Genomic DNA, 20,592 nt, shown 5'->3' with positions numbered 1-20,592 from the left:
CCTGCCGTCTTTCCACGCCGGTTCGAGTCGGAGCCACCGCGACCGACGACGCGCCTACCGGTCGGCGTCGAGGTGTGACTCCAGCGCGTCGACGTCGGCCGCCGTCCCGACGAACGTCTGGACCCGCTCGTGTAGCGTCGTCGGCTCGCGCTCGCGGATCGGGCCCGAACCGTCCGAGGCGCGTCCGCCGGCGGTCTCGACCAGGTGTGCGATCGGGTTCGCCTCGTACTGGAGGCGGAGGACGCCGTCGGCGCGGGCGTCGTCGGCCGGGTAGCACAGGAGGCCGCCGCGTTCGAAGAGGTACTGCACGTCGGCGACGGCCGCGCCGCAGTAGCGGAGCTTCCGCTCGCGGCTGAGTTCGCGCGCGAACGCGCGGAACGCGGGGCGCCACTCGGAGGCGCGCCCGGCGTAGCCACAGATCTCCGCGCCGTCGGCGACCGACAGCGGACGGGGGTCGACGAGCGCGCCGTCGTCGACGACGTAGCGCGTCGCCTCGCCGTCCGCGGCGACCGAGACCGTGATCCGCGGGCCGTAGACGACTAGCGCGCTGGCGACGACGTCGGTCCCGCGCGCCGGCAGCGGGGCGTCGTAGACGCCGAGGATCGTCCCGATCGGGTTGTTCGACTTGAGGTTCGACGAGCCGTCGAGCGGGTCGACCGCGACCGACAGGCCCGACCCGCAGTCGACGGCGTCGGCGCGCTCCTCGCTGAGATAGGTCCCGACCGCGTCCAGCGGGGTGAGCCGCTCGGCCAGTCGCTCGTCGAGCCACCGGTCGGCGGCCGACTGGGCGTCGCCGGTCGGGTTCTCGCCGACCACGTCGTCCCCGAGGGTCGAGAGCCGGCCGGGGACGGTGGCGGCGACGTCGGCCAGCGCCTCGAGGATCGACGCGACGTCGCTCATCGAGCGTCGAGTGCCTCGTCGGCGGAGGCGCCCTCGAACACCACGCGTTCGAGCGCGTCGAGGATGGCCGCGGGGTCCTCGCGCTGCCAGACGTTGCGTCCGACGGCGAGGCCGCTCGCGCCGGCGTCCATCGCCGCCGCGACGAGCGAGACGAACTCCCGGTCGCTCGTCTTCGACCCGCCGCTGAGGACGACCTTCACGTCGCCGGCGGCGTCGACCGCGCGCGCGAGCGCCTCGGGACTGCGCGGGTACTTCACCTTCGCGAGGTCGGCGCCCAGTTCGAGGCCGATCCGGGCGGCGTAGGCGATCACGTCGGGGCTGCGGTGCTCCTTCAGCGCCTGCCCGCGCGGGTACGACCACATCGCGACCGGCAGGTCGTACTCGCGGGCGCGTTCCTGAACCGCGCGGAACTCCTCGAACATCTCGGGTTCGCGGTTGGTTCCCGGATAGACGGTGTAGCCGATGGCGTCGGCGCCGAGTTCGACCGCGTAGTCGACCGAGCACGTCTGCGGCGAGTAGGGTTCGCCCATCCAGAGGCTGGAGGTGCCGTTGCACTTCGCGAGCAGGGCGACGTCGTCCTCGTAGGAGGGGTAGTACGTCTCCGCCAGCCCCTTCTGGACCGCGAGCGCGGTCACCGCGTCGTGGGTCGCCATCTCGAAGACCGTCTCGGGGTCGAGTCGCTCCTCGACGCCCGCGAACGCGGCGGGACCGTGTTCCAGACCGTGGTCGTGTGCGAGGATCAGCGCCTTCCCGTCCCGGGTGATCGACGAGTTGTCGAGCGGGTGCATACGTATCTATACGAAACCGATGACGAGTCACTTTCGATCGTGTTCGTTTCTGCCCATTTTGACAGAATTCAGGATGGGCTCCCACAGCGACCCCCGGGATTCACCCCGTCGCGCGTCGTCCGTGTGGTATGGTCCGAGACGACACCCTCGCGGGCGTCGACTCCCGTCTCGTCGGGACCGACCGCCTCGAGACGCACGTCCTGGCGAGCGGCGACCCCGACGGCGCCCCCGCGGTGTTCCTCCACGGTACCGTCTCCTCCTCGCGCTTCTTCGAGGACGCGCTGGCCGCCCTCTCCGGCGAGTACCGCGCCATCGCCCCCGACCTCCGGGGATACGGCGACTCGGAGACGAAACCCGTCGACGCGACCGCCGGCCTCGGCGACTTCGTCGCCGACCTCGAAGCCCTGCTGACCGCGCTCGGGGTCGACGGGCCCGCGACGCTCGTCGGCTGGTCGACCGGCGGCGGGGTAGCGCTTTCGTACGCGACCGAGCGGCCGGCGGCCGTCTCGTCGCTCGTCCTCGTAAACCCCGTCTCGCCGTACGGCTTCGGCGGGACGAAAGACGTCGAGGGGACGCCGTCTGCCCCCGACTACGCGGGATCGGGCGGCGGCATCGCCAACCGGGAGTTCGCCTCCGGGCTCAACCACCGGGTCGCCGACGGCCCGGGCGAGGCGACGCCGCGGACGGTGCTGCGGGAGTTCTACGTCGACGACGGCTACGCGTTCGACCCCGACCGCGAGGAGTCGTACCTCACGGGGATGCTCGACACGGCGGTCGGCGACGACAACTACCCCGGCACCGCCGTCGCGTCCGACCACTGGCCCGGAGTCGCGCCGGGCGAGCGCGGCGTGAACAACGCGATCTCGCCGAAGTACTGCGACCTCTCGGGGATCGTCGACGTCGACCCGAAACCGCCGGTCCGCTGGCTCCGCGGCGCGACCGACGCGGTCGTCGCGAACGAGTCGCTGCTCGACCTCGGCACGCTCGGCCGGATGGGCCACGTCCCCGACTGGCCCGGCGAGGACGTCTTCCCGCCCCAGCCGATGGTCGACCAGACGCGGGCCGTCCTCGACGACTACGCCGACGCCGGCGGGGAGTACGAGGAGGTCGTCCTCGACGGCGTCGGCCACACGCCCCACGTCGAGGACGCGGCGGCGTTCGTCGAGAGCGTAGAAGAAGTGCTCGCGGGGTGACTCCGGTAGCCTCAGACGACGTCCAGCGCGTCGCGGTCCGCGCCGGCGAGTTCGACCAGCGCGTCGGCCTCCAGCAGGTGACACGTCCCGGGGATCACGAGCAGGTGCAGCGGGTCGCCGAACTCGCGGTCGGCGAGGTCGGTCGTCGTTCCCGCCTCGACCAGCGGGTCGGGACTGCCCGCGCGGGCGACGACGACGCCGACGAGGTCGGGATACTCCTCGGCGAGCAACGCGGCGCCGACGTCGGCGGTCATGTACTCGTCCCCCTCGGCGCGCTCGTGACCCACTTTGATGTCGAGGTAGACGACCGTGTGGAGGCCGTCGGCGCGGTTGTCGTCGATCGTCTCCGTCACGCTCGCGGGTAGCCCGTCCGCACCGTGGGCGTAGGGAAACGGGAGCGTGGTCGCCTTCCCGAAGCGGTAGTTCTGGAGACCGGTGAGGGAACTCGCCGCGGTCTGGGCGGTGATCCCGTGGATCACGCGGGTCTCGATCCCGCGTTCGTGGGCGCGCAGGCGGAGGTCGGCGTGGGTCGTCGAGATCATCGTGTCGCCGGCGGTGAGGAAGGCGACGTCCTCGGTCTCGGCGGCGCCGAGGATCTCGTCGGGGTGTTGTTCGACGCCCGCGCGGTCGCGGACCTCGATCTCGACGCCGTGGTACGATTCGAGGTCGGCGACCGTCGCGCCGAGCAGTTCGCTGGTGTAGAACTCGGCGTAGGCGCGGTCGGCCGCCCGCAGGGCCTCGCGGCCCTCGACGGTGATCGAGCGCTCGTCGTAGAGGCCGAGGCCGATGAAGGTGAGCATGCTCACACTGCGGCGGTCGAGGCCCTTAGCGTGACGGATCCGCGCTCAGCGCTCCTCGATCTTCCCGAGGTCCTCCAGAAAACCGAGCACGTCGTCGACGACCCAGCGCTCGGCGATCCTCCCGTCCTCGACGCGGGCGAAGATGGTGCCGACGAATTCGACCTCCTCGCCGGTCGGTTCGGCGCCCACGAACTCACCCCGGTGGGTCGCGCGCATCGTGAACCGGTTGGCGACCGTGTCGCCCTCGGCGATCACGTCGTCGACGGTCCCGTGCAGGTCGGGAAACGCCGCGTGGAACGACCGGACCTGCTCTTTGAACTCGTCTCGCCCGTGCAGTTCGGACGGCTCCCACGGGGAGTGCTGGACGAAGTCCTCGACGAAGAGGTCGTCGACGGCGTCGACGTCCCCCTCGTTCCAGACCTCCTCCTGGACGCGGCGAGCCAGTTCTTTGTGGTCTTCGACGGTCACGCGGGCCACTCGCCACGGGCGCGGGCAAAACGGTTGGCCCGGCGAGGTGCGGGCCGGCTCAGAACCCGATGTGCGAGGTCGAAGCGGGGGCGTCGTCGCCGTCGTCGTCGTCCGCGTCGTCGATCCCGCCCTCGTGTTCGAAGGTCGCCTCGTCGTCGACCAGATAGACGTCGCCGTCCTCGACCGCCACGTCCACCGAGACGAGCGTCGTGCCGGCCGCCTCGCCGTTGTCGCAGTAGCCCGAGCAGGCGTCGAACATCGAGCCGTGTTTCGGGCAGACGATCTCGCCGCCGCGGATCGCCGCGCCGACGCCGCGGTCGAGGCGCTGGGCCTCGTGCGTACACCGGTTGACCCACGCCTCGACGCCCTCGCTCCGGTCCTCGCAGGGGACGAGGATCGCCTCGTCGCGCTCGCCGTGGCGGTCCCGGAACGTGAACAGCCACGACCCCTCCTCGCGGACGGCGTCGACGGACGTGAGTCGCGTTCGATCGGACATCCGCCGACGCTACGGGCGGCGTCCCCAAAAGCGTCAGCGTTACGGCGAGCGGGCGGCGACTGCCGGGTATGGACGTGCCGTGTGTCCGCGTGCCCCGCGAGGAGGGGGAGGCGACGCGCCGGGAACTGGCGGCCGCGGACCTGATCGCCGACGACTACGAGATCACCGTCGAGGACGGCTGGCTCTACGTGCCGGTGACCGATCCCGACGCGGTGCCGGCGGACCTCGAGGTCGTCGTCCGCGCCGCGCCCGAGCGCGAGACCCAGACGACGCCCGCGGAACTGCTGGGCTCCGAACCGTCGTTCGAGCGACTGGGCGACGTCGCGCTGCTCGACGAGGACGACCCCGAGCGCGCCCGCGAGGTCGCCCGTGCGATCGTCGACTCCGATCTCCCCCTGGAGACGGTGCTGAACAAGGCCTCGAAGATCAAAGGCGAGACGCGGGTCCGCGACTGGGAGGTGCTCGAAGGCGAGGGCACCGAGACGGTCCACCGCGAGTACGGCTGCGAGTTCGCGCTCGACCTCGCGGCGGTGTACTTCTCGCCGCGGCTGGCGACCGAGCGCCACCGGGTGGCCGAGCAGGTCCGGGACGGGGAGCGGGCGTTCGACATGTTCGCCGGCGTCGGCCCGTTCGTGATCCCGTTCGCGAAGCGCGGCGCCGAGTGCGTCGGCGTCGACGTCAACGAGCGCGCGATCGAGTACCTCCGCGAGAACGCCCGCCGAAACGGGGTCGAGGAGCGAATCACCGCCGTCTGCGCGGACGTCCGGGAGGTCGTCCCCGAGTACGAGGGCTGGGCCGACCGGATCGTGATGAACCTTCCCCACAGCGCCGACGAGTTCCTCGACGCCGCCGTCGCGCTCGCGGGCGACGACTGCGTCCTCCACTACTACGACATCCAGCACGAGGACGACCCCTTCGGCCCCGGCGAGCGCGCGATCCGCGCCGCGGCCGGGCCCGCCTACGAGGTGACCGTCGAGACCCGCCGAACGGTGCGCTCGTACGCGCCCCACGAACTGAACGTCTGTCTCGACGTCCGGCTGGAGCGCGGGGACTGACCCGCACGCGCCCCCGTCGCACGACCGGAACGATTCGCAACCCTTATGCCGGGTTTCGGTCCTATCATGAACTGCACGCGCCGGTGTAGCTCAGCTGGCAGAGCGAATCCTTCGTAAGGATTAGGTCGAGGGTTCAAATCCCTCCACCGGCTTGCCTTTTGCGACGTCGTCACGAACGCAGTGAGTGACGGCTCGAAGCGACAAGTCGCTTCGGCGAACGATACGTGAGGAGAACGGACGACTGTGCCATGGGACGCTTCCTCACCCGACGGTCACGGGCCGGCCTTCCAGCGGTGGGGGCCCGACGCCCATGCCCGACGCTGGCCGCGGCTTCCGATAGAAACCGGCGCCGGAAAGGATGGGAGCGTGGTGGGAGTGTAGTTTGCTGACCACATCCCCTGACTGGCGAGGGCCTGTTCCAGACCAACGAAACCGTACTCGGCTTTCACCAATCCCTCGCCACGAATATCGCTATCGTCCAGTGGTATAAAATTAACTAATAGGGGCAAAGACAATTCGAAGCAAGAACGTCCGTCTCCGGGCGGGGAAGGAAGGAGACACGACGGCGTTCTGGGTGCCCTGACTGGCAGCGAGCGGGTGACGGGACGACGAGTAGAGGAGTTTCGATCCCGGCGGCGTCGCTCCCCGTCACACCACCGCCGACAGCGCCAGCACGACCGCAAGCCCCAGCACGGGAACGTCCAGCCGCGAGAACGACAGCGCCGGCAGCGTCGGGTTCCACGCGAAACACCGCGCCTGCAGCGCGAGCGAGAGGCGATCCGCGCGGACGAAGACGCGCCGCAACGCGAGGACGCCGAGGTGGGTCACGCGTTCGAGCGCGCCGCGTTCGGTCCCCAGCCGCGCCGCCGACGCCTCGCGGATCGTCCGGAGGTCGCCCCGCAACACGGGGAGAAAGCGGAAGACGAGCGCGACGCCGACGCCGAGCAGTTGGCCGGGCCTTCCGGGGACCGTCCGCTGGATCGCCGCCCGCGAGTCGCGGATCGGCGTCGAGCGGACGTAGGCGGCGCTGACCAGCAGGATCAGCAGGACGCGATAGCTCGACAGCGCGGGGGCGACGGTCGCGGCCGAATCGAACCACGGAGGGCCGAGGGTGAGCGCGGAGACGAGGGGGGCGACCGCGAGCAGGAGCAGCGCGAACCGGGAGGCGTACAGCGCCCGCAGCGGCGCGGTTCGCGCCGCGGCGAGGGCGGCCAGTGCGACCGCCGTGAGCGCCGCCAGCGCCCGGGGCGTCGGGTGTGCCAGCGCGGTGATCGCGAACGCCGCCTGGAACGCCAGTTTCGACCGCGGGTCGAGGCGGTGGGCGAGCGCGTCGTCCGGTTCGTAGCTCAACATTGCGGGACCCGCACGCCGAGAGGTTCGAGGTCGTCGAGCGCCGTCTCGGGCGGGGCGTCGACGACGACGCGGCCGTCGGTCATCCCGATCACGCGGTCGGCCAGCGCGCGGACGTCACGCAGGTCGTGGGTCGCGAGGACGACGCCCGTGCCGTCGGCCGACAGCGCTTCGAGGCGCGCGAGGACGGAGCGGCGGGCGGGGTCGTCGAGGCCGGTGAACGGTTCGTCGAGGACGAGGTGGGTGGGCTCCATCGCGAGCGCGCCGGCGATGGCCACCCGCGACTGCTCGCCTCCCGAGAGCGCGTCGATGCGCTCGGTCCCGTACCCATCCAGCGCGACCGCTTCGAGCGCGCTCGCGACCCGGCGGTCGACCTCCTCGCGGGACAGGCCGAGGTTCTCGGGGCCGAAGGCGACGTCCTCGGCGACGGTCGCGGCGACGAACTGGTCCCGGGGGTGCTGGAACACCATGCCGACGGCCGTCCGCGCGGCGACGGGGTTCGCCGCGACGGGGACGCCGTCGACCAGCACCTCGCCGCTGTCGGGGGTCAGGAGGCCGTTGCAGTGGCGCAGGAGCGTCGTCTTTCCGCTGCCGTTGGCCCCCGCGAGGAGGACGAACTCGCCGTCGTCGACCGCGAGCGTGAGGTCCTCGAGGACGGGACCGTCCCCGAAGCCGTACGAGACCGACCGGAACTCGATCATGGCTCAGGTCGGGTCGACCGCGCCCGTGCGGACGACGGCGACCGCGGCGGCGACCTTGAGCAGGTCCCCCGGGAGCAGCGGCGCCGCGACGAGGGCGAACGCCCGTCCGAGGGGCGTTCCGGTGGACCACGCGTACCAGCCGAATCCGGCGGCGTAGACGACCGCCGTCGCGGCGAGGAGGCTCCCGACGAGCACGGGGAGGGACGCGTCGGCCGGGTTCCGCAGGTCGCCCCCGCGGTGGACGGCGGCCCCGATCAGGAACGCGGCGACCGGGAACGTCCAGAGGAAGCCGCCGTGCGGGCCGAGGAGGACGCCGAAGCCGGCGCTGAACTCGGCGAACACCGGCGCGCCGACCGCGCCCACCGCGAGGTAGAGGACGACCGACGCCGTCCCCCAGTAGGGGCCGAGGTAGAGGCCGACGAGGAAGACCACGAACGTCTGTAACGTGCCGGGAACCGCCGATATCGGGATCGCGATCCACGCGCCGACCGCCAGCAGCGCGGCGAACAGGACGGCGCGTGCGAATCCGAGCGTCACGTCCGCCGATACCAGATCGACCGAGTCGTGTTCCGTCGCCATGGAGCCGACTGTCTCGTAAACCAATTTCAATACTTCGGTTTACGCCGGACCGGAACCGCGGGTGGCCGCCGATCGGCCGCCCGACGCGCGCCCAACGGGGCGCTTCCTCTCAGCGGCGCGGCCGGTCGGCGCCGGGGCGTCGTCGCCCGACCGGCGCGAGGCGATCCGCCGCGATTCGGGCCGTAATCGGCGATTGTCTCGGCGAGACGACCGAAACGACCGGACGCCTTATCGACCGGATCGCCCACGCGTGGCGGATAGATGCGACTCCGGAGCACGGCGGTCGGGCGGGGGTACAGCACGAAATCGACGGGGATCGGCGCGGGCGTCGACGGGTCAGCACGGGGGAGGCGATGACCGGGGGCCGGTCCCGCGCGGGGTTTGCGGCCCTCCTCGCGGTCGCGATGGTCTCGGGCGCGGTCGCGCTGCCGGCGCTCGCCCCGGGAGACGGCGGTGGGGGCGACGGCTTCGAGGGGACGGTGGCGACGGCGGCCGAGTCGCGCGCTGCGGGGACGACGGCGCTGGAGGCCCGCGCGCCCGTCTCGATGGGGCCGACGACCCCCGAGGCGGGCGCCCTCTCGCAGGCGCAGGAGGACGCCGTCGAGCAGGGCGTCGACGAGGGGATCGAACTCGTCCAGCAGCAAGGCGTCGAGGTGAGCCAGGAACAACGCGTCGCCGCGGTCGAGGCCGCGCTCGAATCCGCGAGCCAGCACCAGGAGGCCGACGTCGAGCAGGTCCAGGAGGCGACCGCGGGAGCGGTCCACGGGACGCTGGTACAGGACCAGCGGGTGAACGTCTCGCAGGTGCAGGCGGCCGTCGGCGGGGCGACCGACGGGGCGCTCGCCCAGTACCAGACGGCGAACGCGACCCAGTTACAGAGCGCGACGTGGGGGGCCAGTCACGGGGCGATCGCTCAACGACAGACGGCGACCGTCGAACAGCTACAGACCGCCTCGCTGGGCGCCGCCGCCGGCGCGGCCGCAAAGGCGGGCGAGAAGGGCGTCGGGAAGGTCGGGAAGATCCAGGAGGCCGCACAGGGAGCGGCCTACGGCGTCGTCTCGCAGTACCAGACGGTGACGGTCGAGCAGCGCCAGCGGATCACGCTCGACCACCTCGGGCACGCCGCGGCGGGCGCGTCGGCGGGCGCGCTCGACGGCGGGACCGTCCTCGAACAGGAACAGCGCGTCGAGGTCGAACAGCGGCAATCGGTGACGATCAAGCAGGTCCAGCAGGCCGCGAAGGGCGCCGCGAAGGGCGCGCTGGTCGGGAAGCAGGAGGTGAGCGTCGAGCAGACGCAGTCGGCGGCGTTCGGCGCCGCGAAGGGCTGTCTGGAGCAGGTCCAGCGGATCCACGTCGTCCAGATCCAGCGGGTCTCGGTGACACAGATCCAGGAGGCGACCTTCGGCGCCGCGAAGGGCGCGATCAGCCAGAGCCAGGCGGCGAGCGTCGAGCAGATTCAGGCGGCGGCCGACGGCGCGGCCGGCGGGGTCATCACGCAGGTACAGGAGGTGAGCGTCGTCCAGACGCAGTCGGCGGCGTTCGGCGCCGCGAAGGGCGCCGTCGCGGCGGCGATCCAGCGGCAGGTCGTCGAGGTCGAACAGGTCCAGGCGGCCGCCCGGGGCGCCGGCGAGGGGGCGGTGACGCAGACGCAGGTCGTCACCGTCGTCCAGATCCAGCGCCTCGCCGAGGGCGCCGCCGGCGGCGCGCTCGAACGGACGCAGGAGGCGAGCGTCGAGCAGATCCAGCGGGCGGCCAGCAGCGCCTGCCGCGAGACGGCCGACGTCGTCCAGTACCAGCGGGTGTCGGTCACGCAGTTGCAGACGATCACGGCGACCGCCGCGGCGGAGACGACCGCGGCCGCGGTCGAGGCGGGGACCGACGACGAGGCCGAAATCGCGGCGTTCGCGGAAACCGAGGCCGGCGAGTCCGCCGAGGCGGTCGAGGCGGTCGAGGGACGGGCGACGATCGACGTCCGCGAGCGAACGGACGGCGAGACGGTGGTCGTCGAGTCCGCCGACCTCTCGGAGGGCGGCTTCGTCGCGGTCTACGACGACCCGGCCCTCGAACCCGGAGACGTGATCGGCGTCTCGGCGTTCCTCGATCCCGGCGAGAGCGAGGACGTCGAGGTCGACCTCGAGGAGTCCCTCGACGCGGGCGCCGAGGTCTACGTCGTCGCCCACCTCGACACGACCGGCGACGAGGCGTTCGACTACGTGGACACCGACGGCGAGGACGACCCGCCGTACGTCGCGCCGGGCGGCGAACCGGTGTTCGAGAGTGCGGTCGTCGCCGAGGAGGCGGTCGACGAGGTCGAGGAGGAGTTCGACGCGGACGAACCGATCGACGTGGACGGGAACGTCACCGACGAGGACGAGGCTGTAGACGAAGGAGACGCGGACGAGGCCGTTGACGAAGACGACGCGGAAGAGGGTGCGGAAGACGAGGCCGACGCGGACGGCGCGGCAGACGAAGACGAAGACGAAGACGACGCGGAGGAAGTCGACGAAGGCGCGGACGAGAACGTCACCGACGAAGAGGGGGACGAGATAGCCGACGCGGACGAGGAAGCCGAAATCAACGCGACGCTCTCGGTCGCCGACCAGACCGGCGACGGCGAGACGCTGACGGTCGAGGCGGCCAACGCGACGGTCGACTACGTCGTCGCCGCCGAGTACGACGGCGAACGCGTCGAGAGCGAGCGCTTCGAGGCGAACGAGACCGTCGAGAACCTGACCCTCGCCCTCGACCCGCCGCTCGAGGAGAACGCGACCGTCGCCGTGTCGGTGGTCGACGCCGACGAGGGGGACGAACTCGCGAGCGAGACGGTCGAGTACGGCGTCGAGGAGGCCCCGACCGCCGACGTGACGTTCGAGGATCAGGAGTCAGCGGGGGAGAACGTCACCGTCGACGCGGCCAACCTCTCGGAGGGCGGCTTCGTCGCGGTCCACGACGAGGAGGCGCTCGACGAACCGACGCCGGAGACGATCCTCGGCGCCTCCGAGTTCCTCGACCCCGGCGAACACGAGAACGTCACGGTCGAGTTCGACGAACCCCTGGCGGAAGGCGAGTACGACCTCGTCGCGGTCGCCCACCGCGACACGAACGACACCGAGACGTTCGACTACGTCGACGCCGACGGCGAGGACGACGTCCCGTACCTCGACGAGGAGGACGAACCGATCGCCGACGAGGCGGTCGTGACCGTCGAGGCCGCCGACCCGGCGGAATTCGCCGTCGCGATCGACGGGACGAACGCCCCGGTCGAGGTCGGCGACGACCTCGAAGTCGACGCGACGGTCGAGAACGTCGGCGGCGAGGCCGGCGAGGGGACGATCGACCTCTCGGTCGACGGGGCGGTCGTCGACTCGACCGACGTGAGCCTCGACTCCGGGGAGTCGACCGCGGTGACGCTGACCTTCGAGACCGAGGGCGTCGACCCCGGCGAGTACGCCGTCGCGGTCGCGAGCGCGGACGACGACGACGAGACGACGGCGACCGTCGAGGAGGGCGGCGAGCCCGCATTTTTCGCCGTGACCGACGTCTCGGCACCCCAGACGGCCGACGAGGGCGAGACGATCGAGGTGAGCGCCGAGGTCGAGAACGAGGGGGACCGCGCGGGCGAGACGACGGTGAGCCACCTCGTCGACGGCGTGCCGGTCGAACGGGCGGCGCTCGACCTCGACGGCGGCGAGTCGATCGTCGTCACGTTCGCGTACTCGGTGCCCGCAGGAACCGGGGGCGATGTGACACACGCGGTCGCGACCGACGACGACGAGGGCCTGTCGACGACGGTCTCGGTCGTCGCGGACGCGGCGACCGACGGCGAGGGCGAAGACGACTCGCCGTTCGGCGCCGCGGCGGTCGGGTGAGTCGGCCGCGAACGCGTCGCTCGCGGGCGACGGCCGGAAAAGCGTCGGTACGGGGCCCGGTCAGTGGTGGTGCCCGGTCGCCTCGGCGAACGAGACGCCGAACCGCTCCTCGAACAGGTCCATCACGCGCTCCTCCTGGGCTTCGAGTTCCTCGTCGACGTCCTCGCCGTGGTGGACGACGTGGTGGGCGCGGCTGGCGAACGCGAGCAAGGCGATGTCGCCGACGGTTTCGGCGGGCCCCTGTTCGCCCTCCGCGAGGAGGTCGACGAGGCCGGTCGGCAGGGTGACTTCGTCCGCGTCGTCTTCGGATTCGATCGAGAACGTGATCGTTTCGACGTCGCTCATACCACCCCCGACGCCGGGCACGCGTAAAGGTGCTGTGACTCCCGGCCCGCACGGACATTTAAGCAACTTCGACGCGAACCGTCGGGTATGCCTACGGTCGAACTCGACGAGGAGACGATAGAGCGCCTCGACGCGCTGCGCGTCGAAGACGAGTCCTACGACGAGTTAGTCAACGAGTTGATCAACATCTACGAGACGAGCGAGTACACGATGTTCCACGCGGGCGACTGAGTCGCGGGTCGCGTCACTCCGTCGCGGCGGCCTCACAGACCGACTCCCAGCGGCCGCTTGACTCGAGACGCGACTGCAACTGCTCGGCGTACTCCTGGGTGAGCGCCTCGGCCGCTTCGCGCTCGGCGTCGTGGGACCCGCCGCCGCCCAGTCCGAGCGCGCCCTTGATCGAGTCGACGAGGCCGCCGCCGGAGTCCCCCTCGCGGGTCGCCCCGCCCATCGCGCCCACCTGCGAGCGGACGTTCTCGAGTTCGGGGAGGATCTGGTCGACCTTCTCGGTGTTGGCGACGATGCGCGCGGCGTCGGGGTCCTCCGGGTTCTCGATCTCGAGTTCGGTGGCGGTCATGATCAGGCTCCACTCCTGGCTCGTGAACCGGGAGTTGGCGATCCGGTTCGAGAACTCCCGGTCGACGGTCATCCGGTCGCCGACGATCCGGTCGGTCCACGAGGTGTCGCTCATGGCCGCGGTTTCGGACGGCGACGGCATGAGGGTTTCCCTCGATCCGTCGCCGCGTCGCCGCGCCGGCGACGGTCAGCCCTCGACGGCCGCGGCGAGCGAGTCGAGTTCCTGCCCGCGCTGGCGGCGGATCACGGACGCCGCACCCGTCGCGGCACCGAACGGGCCGCCCTCGAACGTCGTCGTGGCGGTCACCTCGACCCGTTCGTCGTCGTCGTCGTCGCCGGAGTCCCCGTCGGCACCCTCCACGACGTACTCGGTTCGCATCGCGTCGAAGACCCCCTCGCGCTGGTCGTACGCCAGCGCGGCCGCGGCGTCGGCGTCGACGTCGAGGGTCAGGCGGATCGTCTTCGGGCCGAGGCGCTTCGTGACGCGGACTTCGCGCCCGTCGACGGCGACCTCGTCGAAGCCGGCGCCGTCGAGGAGCGACTCGACGTCCGCGAGTCCGTCGCGGACGGCGTCGGGCGAGGCGTCGATCGTCCGGGAGACCGTGACGGTCGGCATACCCGCCCGTACCGGTTCTTCGTGAAAGTACGAACGGCCGAACCCGTTCGGTCGTCTCCTCAGGCCGCGTTGCCCTCGAACGACGGCTCCGCGTGGAGACTCTCCTTCAGCGCGTCGTGGACCTTGCAGAGTTCGAACGCGCGCTCGAGGATCGCCTCGCCCGTCTCGTCGTCGACGTCCGCCTCGACGCGGATGTCGAAGTCGATCGACTCGAGTTTGTCGTCGTCGTTCAACGCGCCGGAGACGTCGATTTCGATGCGCCCGAGGTCCTCGACGCCGCGTTGCTGGCCGCCCACGCGCAGGGCGGGGACGTAACAGGAGCCGTAGGCCGCCAGCAGCGACTCGAGCGTGTCCGGCGCCTCCTCGCCGGTGGCGTCGATGTCGACCGTGAACTCGCGGACGTCGTTGGTCGTGCTGAACCCTTCCTCGGAGACGGTGGTGACTTGCTTCGCCATTGCGTTCGACCCATCGACAGCCTGTGGCGTAAACGTTGTTCCCTACGTATCGAGTCGGTCGCGCGAAAAATCGGTTTCGGCGTCGACGAAGTCCCCGACCCGGAGTCCACCCGGGTCGCGGTCGCTTCCCGCCGCGTTACAGGTGCTCGGCGAGGTCGAACGGCTCGTCGCCCGCGAGCGCGTGGACCTCGGCGTCGCTCCCCGTGGCGCGGACCTCGCGCTCGAAGTCCGCGGGGTCCTGCTCGATCGGCGGGAACGTGTCGTAGTGCATCGGGAACGCGTGGTCGACGTCGAGCCAGTCGACGGCGATGGCGGCCTGCCACGGCCCCATCGTGAAGTGGTCGCCGATGGGGACGGCCGCGGCGTCGGGTTCGAGGTGCGGGCCGATGACGTCGCGCATCTCGGTCATGAGCGCGGTGTCGCCGGCGTGGTAGAACGTGGTCGACTCCTCGTCGGCGACCTGCGTCGGCTTCGTGTCCGAGACGACGAAGCCGGCGGGCATCCCGGCGTCGACGTCGTACTCGGTCATGATGCCGTTGGTGTGGTCGGCGCGGTGCATCGTCACGTAGGCGTCGCCGCACTCGACGGTGCCGCCGAGGTTCATCCCCATCCCGCCGACGGCGTCCTCGAAGCCGAACTCCTCCTGGCAGTACGAGACCAGTTCCGGCGTCGCGACCAGCGTCGCCTCGGCGAACGCGCCGGCCTGGGAGAGGTGGTCCGCGTGGCCGTGGGTCAGCAGCACGTAGTCCGGCGTCTCGACGTCCGACGGTTCGAGGTCCGTCTTCGGGTTGTCGAAGAACGGGTCGATCAGCAGGTCGGTGTCGCCGACGGTGACGTGCCACGTCGAGTGGCCGTGCCAGGTGAGTCGCATAGCAGTCGGCGGTTCGTCCGAAGCTACCATAAAAGTGTGCGGAATCGGCCGCGTCACGCCCGCGAACCCCGGAGCGACCGCGATACCGCAATACCGTGGCTTTTTCCCCTCGCGGCCGTACCCCGACCATGCTCACGCTGGCACTGGAGGAGTTCTCGGTCGAGCTAAAGGAGGGGTCGATCAAGAACGTCGGGCCGACGAACAAGGCCGCGACCGCGAAGCTGTTCGACGTCGAGTCCGCCGAGGCGCGGGCGTTCGGCGACGAGCGGGTCAAGTTCGTCTTCGAGGACGGCGAGGGCAACGAGGTACAGGTGTCGCTGTTCCCCGGGGAGGTCCGAGAGATTCTCGCGGACGTGGAGGCGCTCGAAGCGGAGACGTCGATCCTCGAGTGACGCTCGCGGCGAGCGCGTTTCGACAACCGTTTTAGTCCCAACCTGCTTGTTCCGTGTAGATGGGTAACTGTATCATCTGCGGCAAGCCCGTCGACGGCTTGGTCTGCACGAGCCACGAGGAGGACGTCGCCTTCGCCTTCGAGGGCGACTCCCCCTCCCAGCTCGTCCCCGGACGCTACTACCGGGGCCAGGTCGACGGCTACGCCGACTTCGGCGTCTTCGTCGACGTCGGCGACCACGTCACGGGTCTGCTGCACCGGAGCGAGCTAGACCGCCGGCTCGAGAGCCTCGACTGGGAGCCGGGCGACACCGTCTACGTGCAGGTCCTCGACGTCAGGGACAACGGCAACGTCGACCTCGGCTGGTCGATCCGTCAGGAAGACCGCGAGTTCCGCGGGACGCTGATCCAGGCGGGCGACGAGGAGGTCCACCCCGACGAGTACGACGACGGGACCGACGACGAGCGGAGTGCGGGTAACGCGACCGACGCGAGCGAGGCGACCGACGCGAGCGGCGCGGGGTCGACCGCCGGCACCGGTTCCGGTTCCGGTTCCGGTTCCGGTTCCGGTTCCGGTTCCGGTCCCGCCTCCGAGACGGCGACCGTCTCCGGCGCGACGGCGACGGCCGCAAACCCCGACGGCGGCCCGGAAGCGGCCGCCGAGAGCCCCGCCGAGACCGGGGCCGAGGCCGAACTGAACCGGACCACGATCGACTCGATCGCCGATCAGGTCGGCTCGGTCGTCCGCCTCGAAGGCGAGATCACCGGCGTCCGCCAGACGGCCGGCCCGACCGTGTTCGAACTGCGCGACGAGACCGCCACGGTCGAGTGCGCGGCGTTCGAGGAGGCCGGCGTTCGCGCCTACCCCGACGTCGAGACCGACGACATCGTCCGCCTCGAAGGCGAGGTCGAGCGCCGCCGCGGCGACCTGCAGGTCGAGACCGAGTCGCTCGAAATCCTCGACGGCGAGGAGCGCGAGACAATCACGACGCGCCTCGAGGACGCCCTCGAAGCCGAGGCGCGGCCGGCGAGCGTCGACCTGCTCGCGGACCACGACGCCGTCGCGGCCGTCCGCGACGAGGTCGTCGCCGCCGCGACGGCGATCCGTCGCGCCGTCATGGAGGCCCGGCCGGTCGTCGTCCGCCACAGCGCGACGGCCGACGGCTACGTCGCCGGCGCCGCCATCGAGCGCGCGGTCCTGCCGCTCGTCCGCGAGAAGCACACCCGCGAGGACGCCGAGTACCACTACTTCGAGCGCCGGCCCATGGAGGGACGGGTCTACGACATGGACGCCGCGACCGGCGACGTCACCTCGATGCTCGAGGCCCGCGACCGCCACGGCGAGCAGCTACCGCTGGTCGTGCTGGTCGACGCGGGGTCGACCGTCGAGTCGGCCGACGGCTACGAACTGCTCGACGTCTACGGCGCCGGCCACGTCGTGATCGACGACAGCCGCGCCGACGCGGAGGTCGCAGACGCCGTCTCGGTCGCCGTCGCGCCCGCGCTGGCCGGCGCCGACGTCGCCGACGTCACCTCGACGGCGCTCGCGGCCAACGTCGCCGCCCACGTCAACGACGACGTCCGCGCCGACCTCGAACACCTCCCCGCGGTCAGCTACTGGGAGGACGCCCCCGGGGCGTACGTCGACCTCGCGGAAGCGGCGGGCTACGACGGGACCGCCGTCTCCGAGCGCCGCGAGGCCGTCGCCCTCGAGGCCTACTACCAGTCGTACAAGGACAAGCGCGAACTCGTCGCCGACCTGCTGTTCGACGGCGAGGCCCAGGAGGGCGACCTCGCGGCGCACGTCTCCGAGCAGTTCCGCGCGAAACTCGAGACCGAACTGGAGACGGCCCGCCAGAACCTCACCGTCCGCGGCGTCGACGGGGTGACGGTCTCCGTGCTCGACACGGACGCGTTCACCCACCGCTTTGACTTCCCGACGACGAACCTCCTGCTCGACGAACTCCACCGCCGCGAGCGCGACCGGACGGAGCCGCCGGTGGTCACGCTGGGCGTCGGCGGCGACGAACTGCGCCTCCGCGCGACCGAGGCGGTCAACGTCCGCGCCCTCGGCGAGGCGGTCGCCGAGGCCGTCCCGGACGCCGGCGTGCGCGTCGTCGGCGGCGCCGACGGCCACGTCGAGTTCCTCGCCGGCGAGCGCGCGGCCGTCCAGGAGGCCGCCATCGAGGCCCTCGGCGACCTGCTCGCGTAAGTACCGTCGACGAATCCGTTCCGTTCTCACGCTACCGGCGAGCGACGCGTCGCAGGCGGGTCGCGAGTCGATCCGACGTTCGCGGACCGACCGGGGGTCAGTCCTCGCGCTCCTCGCTCGGCCGCGGGCGCTCGGGAGGTGACTCGTCGGGCCAGGTGACGTTCCCCTCGAAGGGGACGCCCATCCGCTCGGCCGACCGGGCGATCATGTGCGCACCCGAGGGCACCGTCAGGAAGAGGAAGGCGATGCCGACGAGCGAGGTGAGACCGTCCCCGCCGGGGCCGAAGCCGACGAACCCCGCGAGGAAGATGGCCGCCGTCCCGAGCGTCGTCGGCTTGCTCGTCGCGTGCATCCGGTTGTAGACGTTGGGGAACCGAAGCAGGCCGACGGTGCCGACGGTCAGGAAGAAACAGCCGACGACCACCAGCACGACCACGAGCGCGGCGCGGATGGGGCTCACTCGATCACCTCCCCGGCGTCGACGAACTTCGCGACGGCGACCGTCGCGACGAAGCCGATGATCGCCAGCACGAGGCTCACGGTGACGAACAGGCCGCGGCCGGTCCGGAGCGCGAACAGGACCGCGATGGCGACGACGTTCGTCGCGATGGCGTCGAGGGCGACGACGCGGTCGGGGGTCGTCGGTCCCCGGATGACCCGGTAGCTACAGAGCACGCACAGGCCGCTGACGAGCACCAGCGCCGCGTCGATCGCGATCGTGAAGAACGCCGGATCGGCCTCAGTCACCATCGTCGTCACCTCCGGACCAGACCTCGCCGCCGCTGACGATGATCCCGGGCGCGGGTTCGTCGGGCGAGGCCTCCTCGTCGAAGATTTCGAGGGCGTAGTCCTCCCAGCGCCGGATCGGTTCGACGATCTCGTCGGGGTGGCTCCCGTCGATCACGTGGACGTAGAGCGCGTTCGCCTCGTCGTCGTGATCGAGGGTGAGCGTCCCCGGCGTGATCGTGATGCTGTTCGCGATGACGGTGACCGCGGCGGCGGTCTCGACGCGTAGCGGAATCAGGATCACCTCGGGTTTGATCGGCATTCCGGGCGAGAGCACCCGGTAGGCGACGTCGACGTTCGCGCGGACGAGTTCGGACGTAAACGTCGCGAAGTAGCGGGCGACGGCCGGCAACACGCCGACCCAGCGGGCGGGATCGACCCGGTCGACGTAGAGGCGCCGGAAGACGAACGCGACGGGCAGGCCGACGGCGACGCCGAGGAGCAACTGCCCGGCCAGCGCGTCCGGCGCGAGGTCGGAGCCGCGGACGAACAGCCAGATCACCCCGTACGTGAGGCCGACGACGGGCCACGAGCGCACCGTCACGCGATCTCACCTCCGGGAGCGACGGCCTCGACGTACCCCTCGGCGTCGAGGGCGGCCGTAGCCGCGACGTCGGCGAACCGGTAGACCGGGTCGAAGCCGACGCCGACGCCGACGACGAGCGCCGCGAGCGCGACGAGCACGGCCACCTCGACCGGGTCGACGGTCGCGTTCTCGACGACGTCCGGCGCGGGGCCCCAGAAACAGCCGTTCCAGGCCCGCGTCGTGTACGCGATCGTCAGCAGGGAGCCGCCGAGCAGGACCGCGAGGGTCGGGGCCGAGCCCGCCCGGACCACCGCGTCGAAGACGAGGAACTTGCCGAAAAAGCCCGACAGCGGCGGGATGCCGACGAGCGCGAGCGCGCCGACGAAGAAGGCGATCGAGAGCGCCGGCGCGCGGCCGGCGAACCCGCCGAGGTCCTCGAAGCGACTCGTCCCGGCGGCGTCCCTGACCGCGCCGACCGAGAGGAACAGCAACCCCTTCGCCAGCGCGTGGTTGAGCGCGTAGACGAGCGCGGCGAGGACCGCGATCCGGCGCAGGTCGGGACTCGACGCGGTCGCCGCGACGGCGACCGGGATCACGATGAACCCGACCTGTCCGATGCTGGAGTACGCGAGGACGCCCTCGATGGAGTCGCGCCCGACCGCGCCGACGCCGCCGACGAGGACGCTGGCGGCCCCGAGGACGAACAGGAGGGGGCCGACGAACGCGAGCGGGGAGTCGCCGGCGACGATCCCGAGGTCGACGGGAACGTCCGCCCCGGCGAGGACGGTAAACGAGAGGCGGACGATGGCGTAGATGCCGACCTTCTTCGTCGCGCCGGCGAGCATGGCGGCGATCGGCGGCGGCGCCGCACTGTAGGCGCCGGGGATCCAGAACTGGAAGGGGACGAGGCCGGCCTTGATCGCGAACACCGACAGCAGCAGGCCGACGAGGCCGACGACCGGGCCGGGGTCGATCCCGTAGCCCGCCGGGTCAGTCAGTCGCATCGACAGGTCCGCCATGTTCAGCGTCCCGGTCGTCGCGTAGAGGCCGCCCACGCCGAGGAGGAAGATGGCGCTTGCGACGAGGTTGAGCGCGACGTACCAGAACGCCGCGCGGGTGTGGCGGGCGCCGCCGTAGAACGCGACGAAGACGTAACTCGCCATCAGCATCACCTCGAACCAGACGAACAGGTTGAACAGGTCGCCGGTGAGAAAGGCGCCGGTGATCCCCAGCAGGAGGAAGTGAAACAGCGGGAAGTAGAACGTCCGCCGGTCGTACCGCGGGAGGAACCGGGCCGAGAAGACCAGCGACGCGAGCGCGACGACGGCCGCCATCGACAGCATGAACGCCGACAGGCCGTCGGCGACGAGCGTGATGCCGAACGGCGCCGGGTGGGCGCCGACCTGGTAGGTCGCGATCCCCGGCGCGTCCGGCGCGAGGACGACGTACCAGTCGATGGCGGCCACCGCGAGGACGTAGCCGAGGCCGCCCGCGAGGCTCACGGCGGTCCTCGCGCGGGGGCGACCCCGCAGCGAGAGCGTCGCCACCGCGGCGACGAGGACGACCAGCATCGGCGCGATCACGAGGCTGTCGAGCGCGTCCGCGCCGACCGTCGC

General features: G+C 71.2%; 23 protein-coding genes and 1 tRNA gene. 7 read left to right on the top strand and 17 right to left on the bottom strand.

Going from position 1 to position 20,592, the window contains the following annotated elements; all coding sequences use genetic code 11:
- Positions 1-54: 54 nt before the first annotated feature.
- Together NKG98_RS07465 and NKG98_RS07460 are read right to left on the bottom strand one after the other, a co-directional pair.
- Positions 55-900, bottom strand: a complete 846-nt coding sequence (locus NKG98_RS07465) for a class 1 fructose-bisphosphatase (RefSeq protein WP_254769028.1) — start codon at positions 898-900, stop codon at positions 55-57.
- Positions 897-1,688 (bottom strand): class I fructose-bisphosphate aldolase, encoded by a 792-nt coding sequence (locus NKG98_RS07460; RefSeq protein WP_254769027.1) that lies wholly within the window; start codon positions 1,686-1,688, stop codon positions 897-899. The genes NKG98_RS07465 and NKG98_RS07460 overlap by 4 nt, the downstream gene beginning before the upstream one ends.
- A gap of 128 nt (positions 1,689-1,816) precedes the next feature.
- Between NKG98_RS07460 and NKG98_RS07455 the strand changes: the two genes are divergently transcribed.
- Positions 1,817-2,881, top strand: a complete 1,065-nt coding sequence (locus NKG98_RS07455) for an alpha/beta fold hydrolase (protein ID WP_254769026.1) — start codon at positions 1,817-1,819, stop codon at positions 2,879-2,881.
- Between the two features lie 11 nt (positions 2,882-2,892).
- Here the strand turns inward: NKG98_RS07455 and dph5 are convergent, their stop codons facing one another.
- From dph5 to NKG98_RS07440, 3 genes are read right to left on the bottom strand one after another with little or no spacing between them, the layout of a single operon-like run.
- On the bottom strand, positions 2,893-3,681 hold the full coding sequence (dph5, locus tag NKG98_RS07450; RefSeq protein WP_254769438.1) for a diphthine synthase: 789 nt from the start codon (positions 3,679-3,681) through the stop codon (positions 2,893-2,895).
- A gap of 45 nt (positions 3,682-3,726) precedes the next feature.
- On the bottom strand, positions 3,727-4,149 hold the full coding sequence (locus NKG98_RS07445) for an ester cyclase (protein ID WP_254769025.1): 423 nt from the start codon (positions 4,147-4,149) through the stop codon (positions 3,727-3,729).
- A 58-nt stretch (positions 4,150-4,207) separates the two neighbouring features.
- Positions 4,208-4,645, bottom strand: a complete 438-nt coding sequence (locus tag NKG98_RS07440; protein ID WP_254769024.1) for a Rieske (2Fe-2S) protein — start codon at positions 4,643-4,645, stop codon at positions 4,208-4,210.
- A gap of 68 nt (positions 4,646-4,713) precedes the next feature.
- Between NKG98_RS07440 and NKG98_RS07435 the strand changes: the two genes are divergently transcribed.
- Complete coding sequence (locus tag NKG98_RS07435) at positions 4,714-5,700, top strand: class I SAM-dependent methyltransferase (protein WP_254769023.1); 987 nt, start codon at positions 4,714-4,716, stop codon at positions 5,698-5,700.
- A gap of 79 nt (positions 5,701-5,779) precedes the next feature.
- A tRNA-Thr gene (locus NKG98_RS07430) sits at positions 5,780-5,852 on the top strand.
- A gap of 496 nt (positions 5,853-6,348) precedes the next feature.
- On the opposite strand, the gene NKG98_RS07425 is transcribed toward NKG98_RS07430, so the two are convergent.
- Genes NKG98_RS07425 through NKG98_RS07415 form a run of 3 tightly spaced genes read right to left on the bottom strand, consistent with a single transcriptional unit; the run spans position 6,349 to position 8,330 of the window.
- Entirely contained in the window at positions 6,349-7,053 is a 705-nt protein-coding gene (locus NKG98_RS07425; RefSeq protein ID WP_254769022.1) for an energy-coupling factor transporter transmembrane component T family protein, read from the bottom strand.
- Positions 7,047-7,751, bottom strand: coding sequence for an energy-coupling factor ABC transporter ATP-binding protein (locus tag NKG98_RS07420; protein WP_254769021.1), 705 nt, complete (start codon positions 7,749-7,751; stop codon positions 7,047-7,049). Before NKG98_RS07420 ends, NKG98_RS07425 begins: the two co-directional genes overlap by 7 nt.
- Before the next feature lie 3 nt (positions 7,752-7,754).
- Positions 7,755-8,330, bottom strand: coding sequence for a biotin transporter BioY (locus tag NKG98_RS07415; protein ID WP_254769020.1), 576 nt, complete (start codon positions 8,328-8,330; stop codon positions 7,755-7,757).
- Between the two features lie 353 nt (positions 8,331-8,683).
- Between NKG98_RS07415 and NKG98_RS07410 the strand changes: the two genes are divergently transcribed.
- Complete coding sequence (locus tag NKG98_RS07410; RefSeq protein ID WP_254769019.1) at positions 8,684-12,199, top strand: DUF7282 domain-containing protein; 3,516 nt, start codon at positions 8,684-8,686, stop codon at positions 12,197-12,199.
- Positions 12,200-12,259: 60 nt separating this feature from the next.
- On the opposite strand, the gene NKG98_RS07405 is transcribed toward NKG98_RS07410, so the two are convergent.
- Positions 12,260-12,544 (bottom strand): DUF7545 family protein, encoded by a 285-nt coding sequence (locus tag NKG98_RS07405; RefSeq protein WP_254769018.1) that lies wholly within the window; start codon positions 12,542-12,544, stop codon positions 12,260-12,262.
- Between the two features lie 87 nt (positions 12,545-12,631).
- On the opposite strand from NKG98_RS07405, the gene NKG98_RS07400 reads away from it, so the two are divergent.
- Complete coding sequence (locus tag NKG98_RS07400) at positions 12,632-12,775, top strand: DUF7557 family protein (RefSeq protein ID WP_254769017.1); 144 nt, start codon at positions 12,632-12,634, stop codon at positions 12,773-12,775.
- A 13-nt stretch (positions 12,776-12,788) separates the two neighbouring features.
- Here the strand turns inward: NKG98_RS07400 and NKG98_RS07395 are convergent, their stop codons facing one another.
- The 4 genes from NKG98_RS07395 to NKG98_RS07380 form a co-directional block, all read right to left on the bottom strand.
- Positions 12,789-13,235, bottom strand: a complete 447-nt coding sequence (locus NKG98_RS07395; RefSeq protein WP_254769016.1) for a DUF5799 family protein — start codon at positions 13,233-13,235, stop codon at positions 12,789-12,791.
- A gap of 72 nt (positions 13,236-13,307) precedes the next feature.
- Positions 13,308-13,736, bottom strand: coding sequence for an SRPBCC family protein (locus NKG98_RS07390; RefSeq protein WP_254769015.1), 429 nt, complete (start codon positions 13,734-13,736; stop codon positions 13,308-13,310).
- Positions 13,737-13,795: 59 nt separating this feature from the next.
- Complete coding sequence (locus NKG98_RS07385; RefSeq protein ID WP_254769014.1) at positions 13,796-14,191, bottom strand: OsmC family protein; 396 nt, start codon at positions 14,189-14,191, stop codon at positions 13,796-13,798.
- 136 nt (positions 14,192-14,327) lie between these two features.
- The gene (locus tag NKG98_RS07380) at positions 14,328-15,062 is read right to left on the bottom strand and encodes a metal-dependent hydrolase (RefSeq protein ID WP_254769013.1); all 735 of its coding nucleotides are present in this window, start codon (positions 15,060-15,062) and stop codon (positions 14,328-14,330) included.
- A 128-nt stretch (positions 15,063-15,190) separates the two neighbouring features.
- Here NKG98_RS07380 and NKG98_RS07375 point away from each other — a divergent pair, with 128 nt between their 5' ends.
- Both NKG98_RS07375 and NKG98_RS07370 read left to right on the top strand, forming a co-directional pair.
- Entirely contained in the window at positions 15,191-15,454 is a 264-nt protein-coding gene (locus NKG98_RS07375; protein ID WP_254769011.1) for a hypothetical protein, read from the top strand.
- A 59-nt stretch (positions 15,455-15,513) separates the two neighbouring features.
- Complete coding sequence (locus NKG98_RS07370) at positions 15,514-17,664, top strand: DHH family phosphoesterase (protein ID WP_254769010.1); 2,151 nt, start codon at positions 15,514-15,516, stop codon at positions 17,662-17,664.
- A gap of 97 nt (positions 17,665-17,761) precedes the next feature.
- Here NKG98_RS07370 and mnhG read toward each other — a convergent pair whose 3' ends face one another.
- Genes mnhG through NKG98_RS07350 form a run of 4 tightly spaced genes read right to left on the bottom strand, consistent with a single transcriptional unit; the run spans position 17,762 to position 20,547 of the window.
- Positions 17,762-18,115 carry a monovalent cation/H(+) antiporter subunit G gene (mnhG, locus tag NKG98_RS07365; RefSeq protein ID WP_254769437.1) on the bottom strand — a complete coding sequence of 118 codons (354 nt, stop codon included), beginning with the start codon at positions 18,113-18,115 and terminating at the stop codon, positions 17,762-17,764.
- A 5-nt stretch (positions 18,116-18,120) separates the two neighbouring features.
- Entirely contained in the window at positions 18,121-18,414 is a 294-nt protein-coding gene (locus NKG98_RS07360) for an MrpF/PhaF family protein (RefSeq protein ID WP_425504399.1), read from the bottom strand.
- Positions 18,404-18,994, bottom strand: a complete 591-nt coding sequence (locus NKG98_RS07355; RefSeq protein ID WP_254769009.1) for a Na+/H+ antiporter subunit E — start codon at positions 18,992-18,994, stop codon at positions 18,404-18,406. Before NKG98_RS07355 ends, NKG98_RS07360 begins: the two co-directional genes overlap by 11 nt.
- On the bottom strand, positions 18,991-20,547 hold the full coding sequence (locus tag NKG98_RS07350) for a complex I subunit 5 family protein (protein ID WP_254769435.1): 1,557 nt from the start codon (positions 20,545-20,547) through the stop codon (positions 18,991-18,993). The genes NKG98_RS07355 and NKG98_RS07350 overlap by 4 nt, the downstream gene beginning before the upstream one ends.
- Positions 20,548-20,592 lie beyond the last annotated feature (45 nt).

The organism is Salinilacihabitans rarus (assembly GCF_024296665.1).
Classification (GTDB): Archaea; Halobacteriota; Halobacteria; order Halobacteriales; family Natrialbaceae; genus Salinilacihabitans; species Salinilacihabitans rarus.
The sequence above is the reverse complement of the archived record's forward strand: the minus strand, read 5'-3'. Positions and strand labels throughout refer to the sequence as shown.

Excerpts from the sequence above, each read along its gene's own strand:
- NKG98_RS07465 (WP_254769028.1), bottom strand. The coding sequence starts at position 900 with ATGAGCGACGTCGCGTCGATCCTCGAGGCGCTGGCCGACGTCGCCGCC.
- NKG98_RS07460 (WP_254769027.1), bottom strand. The coding sequence starts at position 1,688 with ATGCACCCGCTCGACAACTCGTCGATCACCCGGGACGGGAAGGCGCTG.
- NKG98_RS07455 (WP_254769026.1), top strand. The coding sequence starts at position 1,817 with ATGGTCCGAGACGACACCCTCGCGGGCGTCGACTCCCGTCTCGTCGGG.
- dph5 (WP_254769438.1), bottom strand. The coding sequence starts at position 3,681 with ATGCTCACCTTCATCGGCCTCGGCCTCTACGACGAGCGCTCGATCACC.
- NKG98_RS07440 (WP_254769024.1), bottom strand. The coding sequence starts at position 4,645 with ATGTCCGATCGAACGCGACTCACGTCCGTCGACGCCGTCCGCGAGGAG.
- NKG98_RS07435 (WP_254769023.1), top strand. The coding sequence starts at position 4,714 with ATGGACGTGCCGTGTGTCCGCGTGCCCCGCGAGGAGGGGGAGGCGACG.
- NKG98_RS07425 (WP_254769022.1), bottom strand. The coding sequence starts at position 7,053 with ATGTTGAGCTACGAACCGGACGACGCGCTCGCCCACCGCCTCGACCCG.
- NKG98_RS07420 (WP_254769021.1), bottom strand. The coding sequence starts at position 7,751 with ATGATCGAGTTCCGGTCGGTCTCGTACGGCTTCGGGGACGGTCCCGTC.
- NKG98_RS07415 (WP_254769020.1), bottom strand. The coding sequence starts at position 8,330 with ATGGCGACGGAACACGACTCGGTCGATCTGGTATCGGCGGACGTGACG.
- NKG98_RS07410 (WP_254769019.1), top strand. The coding sequence starts at position 8,684 with ATGACCGGGGGCCGGTCCCGCGCGGGGTTTGCGGCCCTCCTCGCGGTC.
- NKG98_RS07405 (WP_254769018.1), bottom strand. The coding sequence starts at position 12,544 with ATGAGCGACGTCGAAACGATCACGTTCTCGATCGAATCCGAAGACGAC.
- NKG98_RS07400 (WP_254769017.1), top strand. The coding sequence starts at position 12,632 with ATGCCTACGGTCGAACTCGACGAGGAGACGATAGAGCGCCTCGACGCG.
- NKG98_RS07395 (WP_254769016.1), bottom strand. The coding sequence starts at position 13,235 with ATGAGCGACACCTCGTGGACCGACCGGATCGTCGGCGACCGGATGACC.
- NKG98_RS07390 (WP_254769015.1), bottom strand. The coding sequence starts at position 13,736 with ATGCCGACCGTCACGGTCTCCCGGACGATCGACGCCTCGCCCGACGCC.
- NKG98_RS07385 (WP_254769014.1), bottom strand. The coding sequence starts at position 14,191 with ATGGCGAAGCAAGTCACCACCGTCTCCGAGGAAGGGTTCAGCACGACC.
- NKG98_RS07380 (WP_254769013.1), bottom strand. The coding sequence starts at position 15,062 with ATGCGACTCACCTGGCACGGCCACTCGACGTGGCACGTCACCGTCGGC.
- NKG98_RS07375 (WP_254769011.1), top strand. The coding sequence starts at position 15,191 with ATGCTCACGCTGGCACTGGAGGAGTTCTCGGTCGAGCTAAAGGAGGGG.
- NKG98_RS07370 (WP_254769010.1), top strand. The coding sequence starts at position 15,514 with ATGGGTAACTGTATCATCTGCGGCAAGCCCGTCGACGGCTTGGTCTGC.
- NKG98_RS07360 (WP_425504399.1), bottom strand. The coding sequence starts at position 18,414 with ATGGTGACTGAGGCCGATCCGGCGTTCTTCACGATCGCGATCGACGCG.
- NKG98_RS07350 (WP_254769435.1), bottom strand. The coding sequence starts at position 20,547 with ATGCTGGTCGTCCTCGTCGCCGCGGTGGCGACGCTCTCGCTGCGGGGT.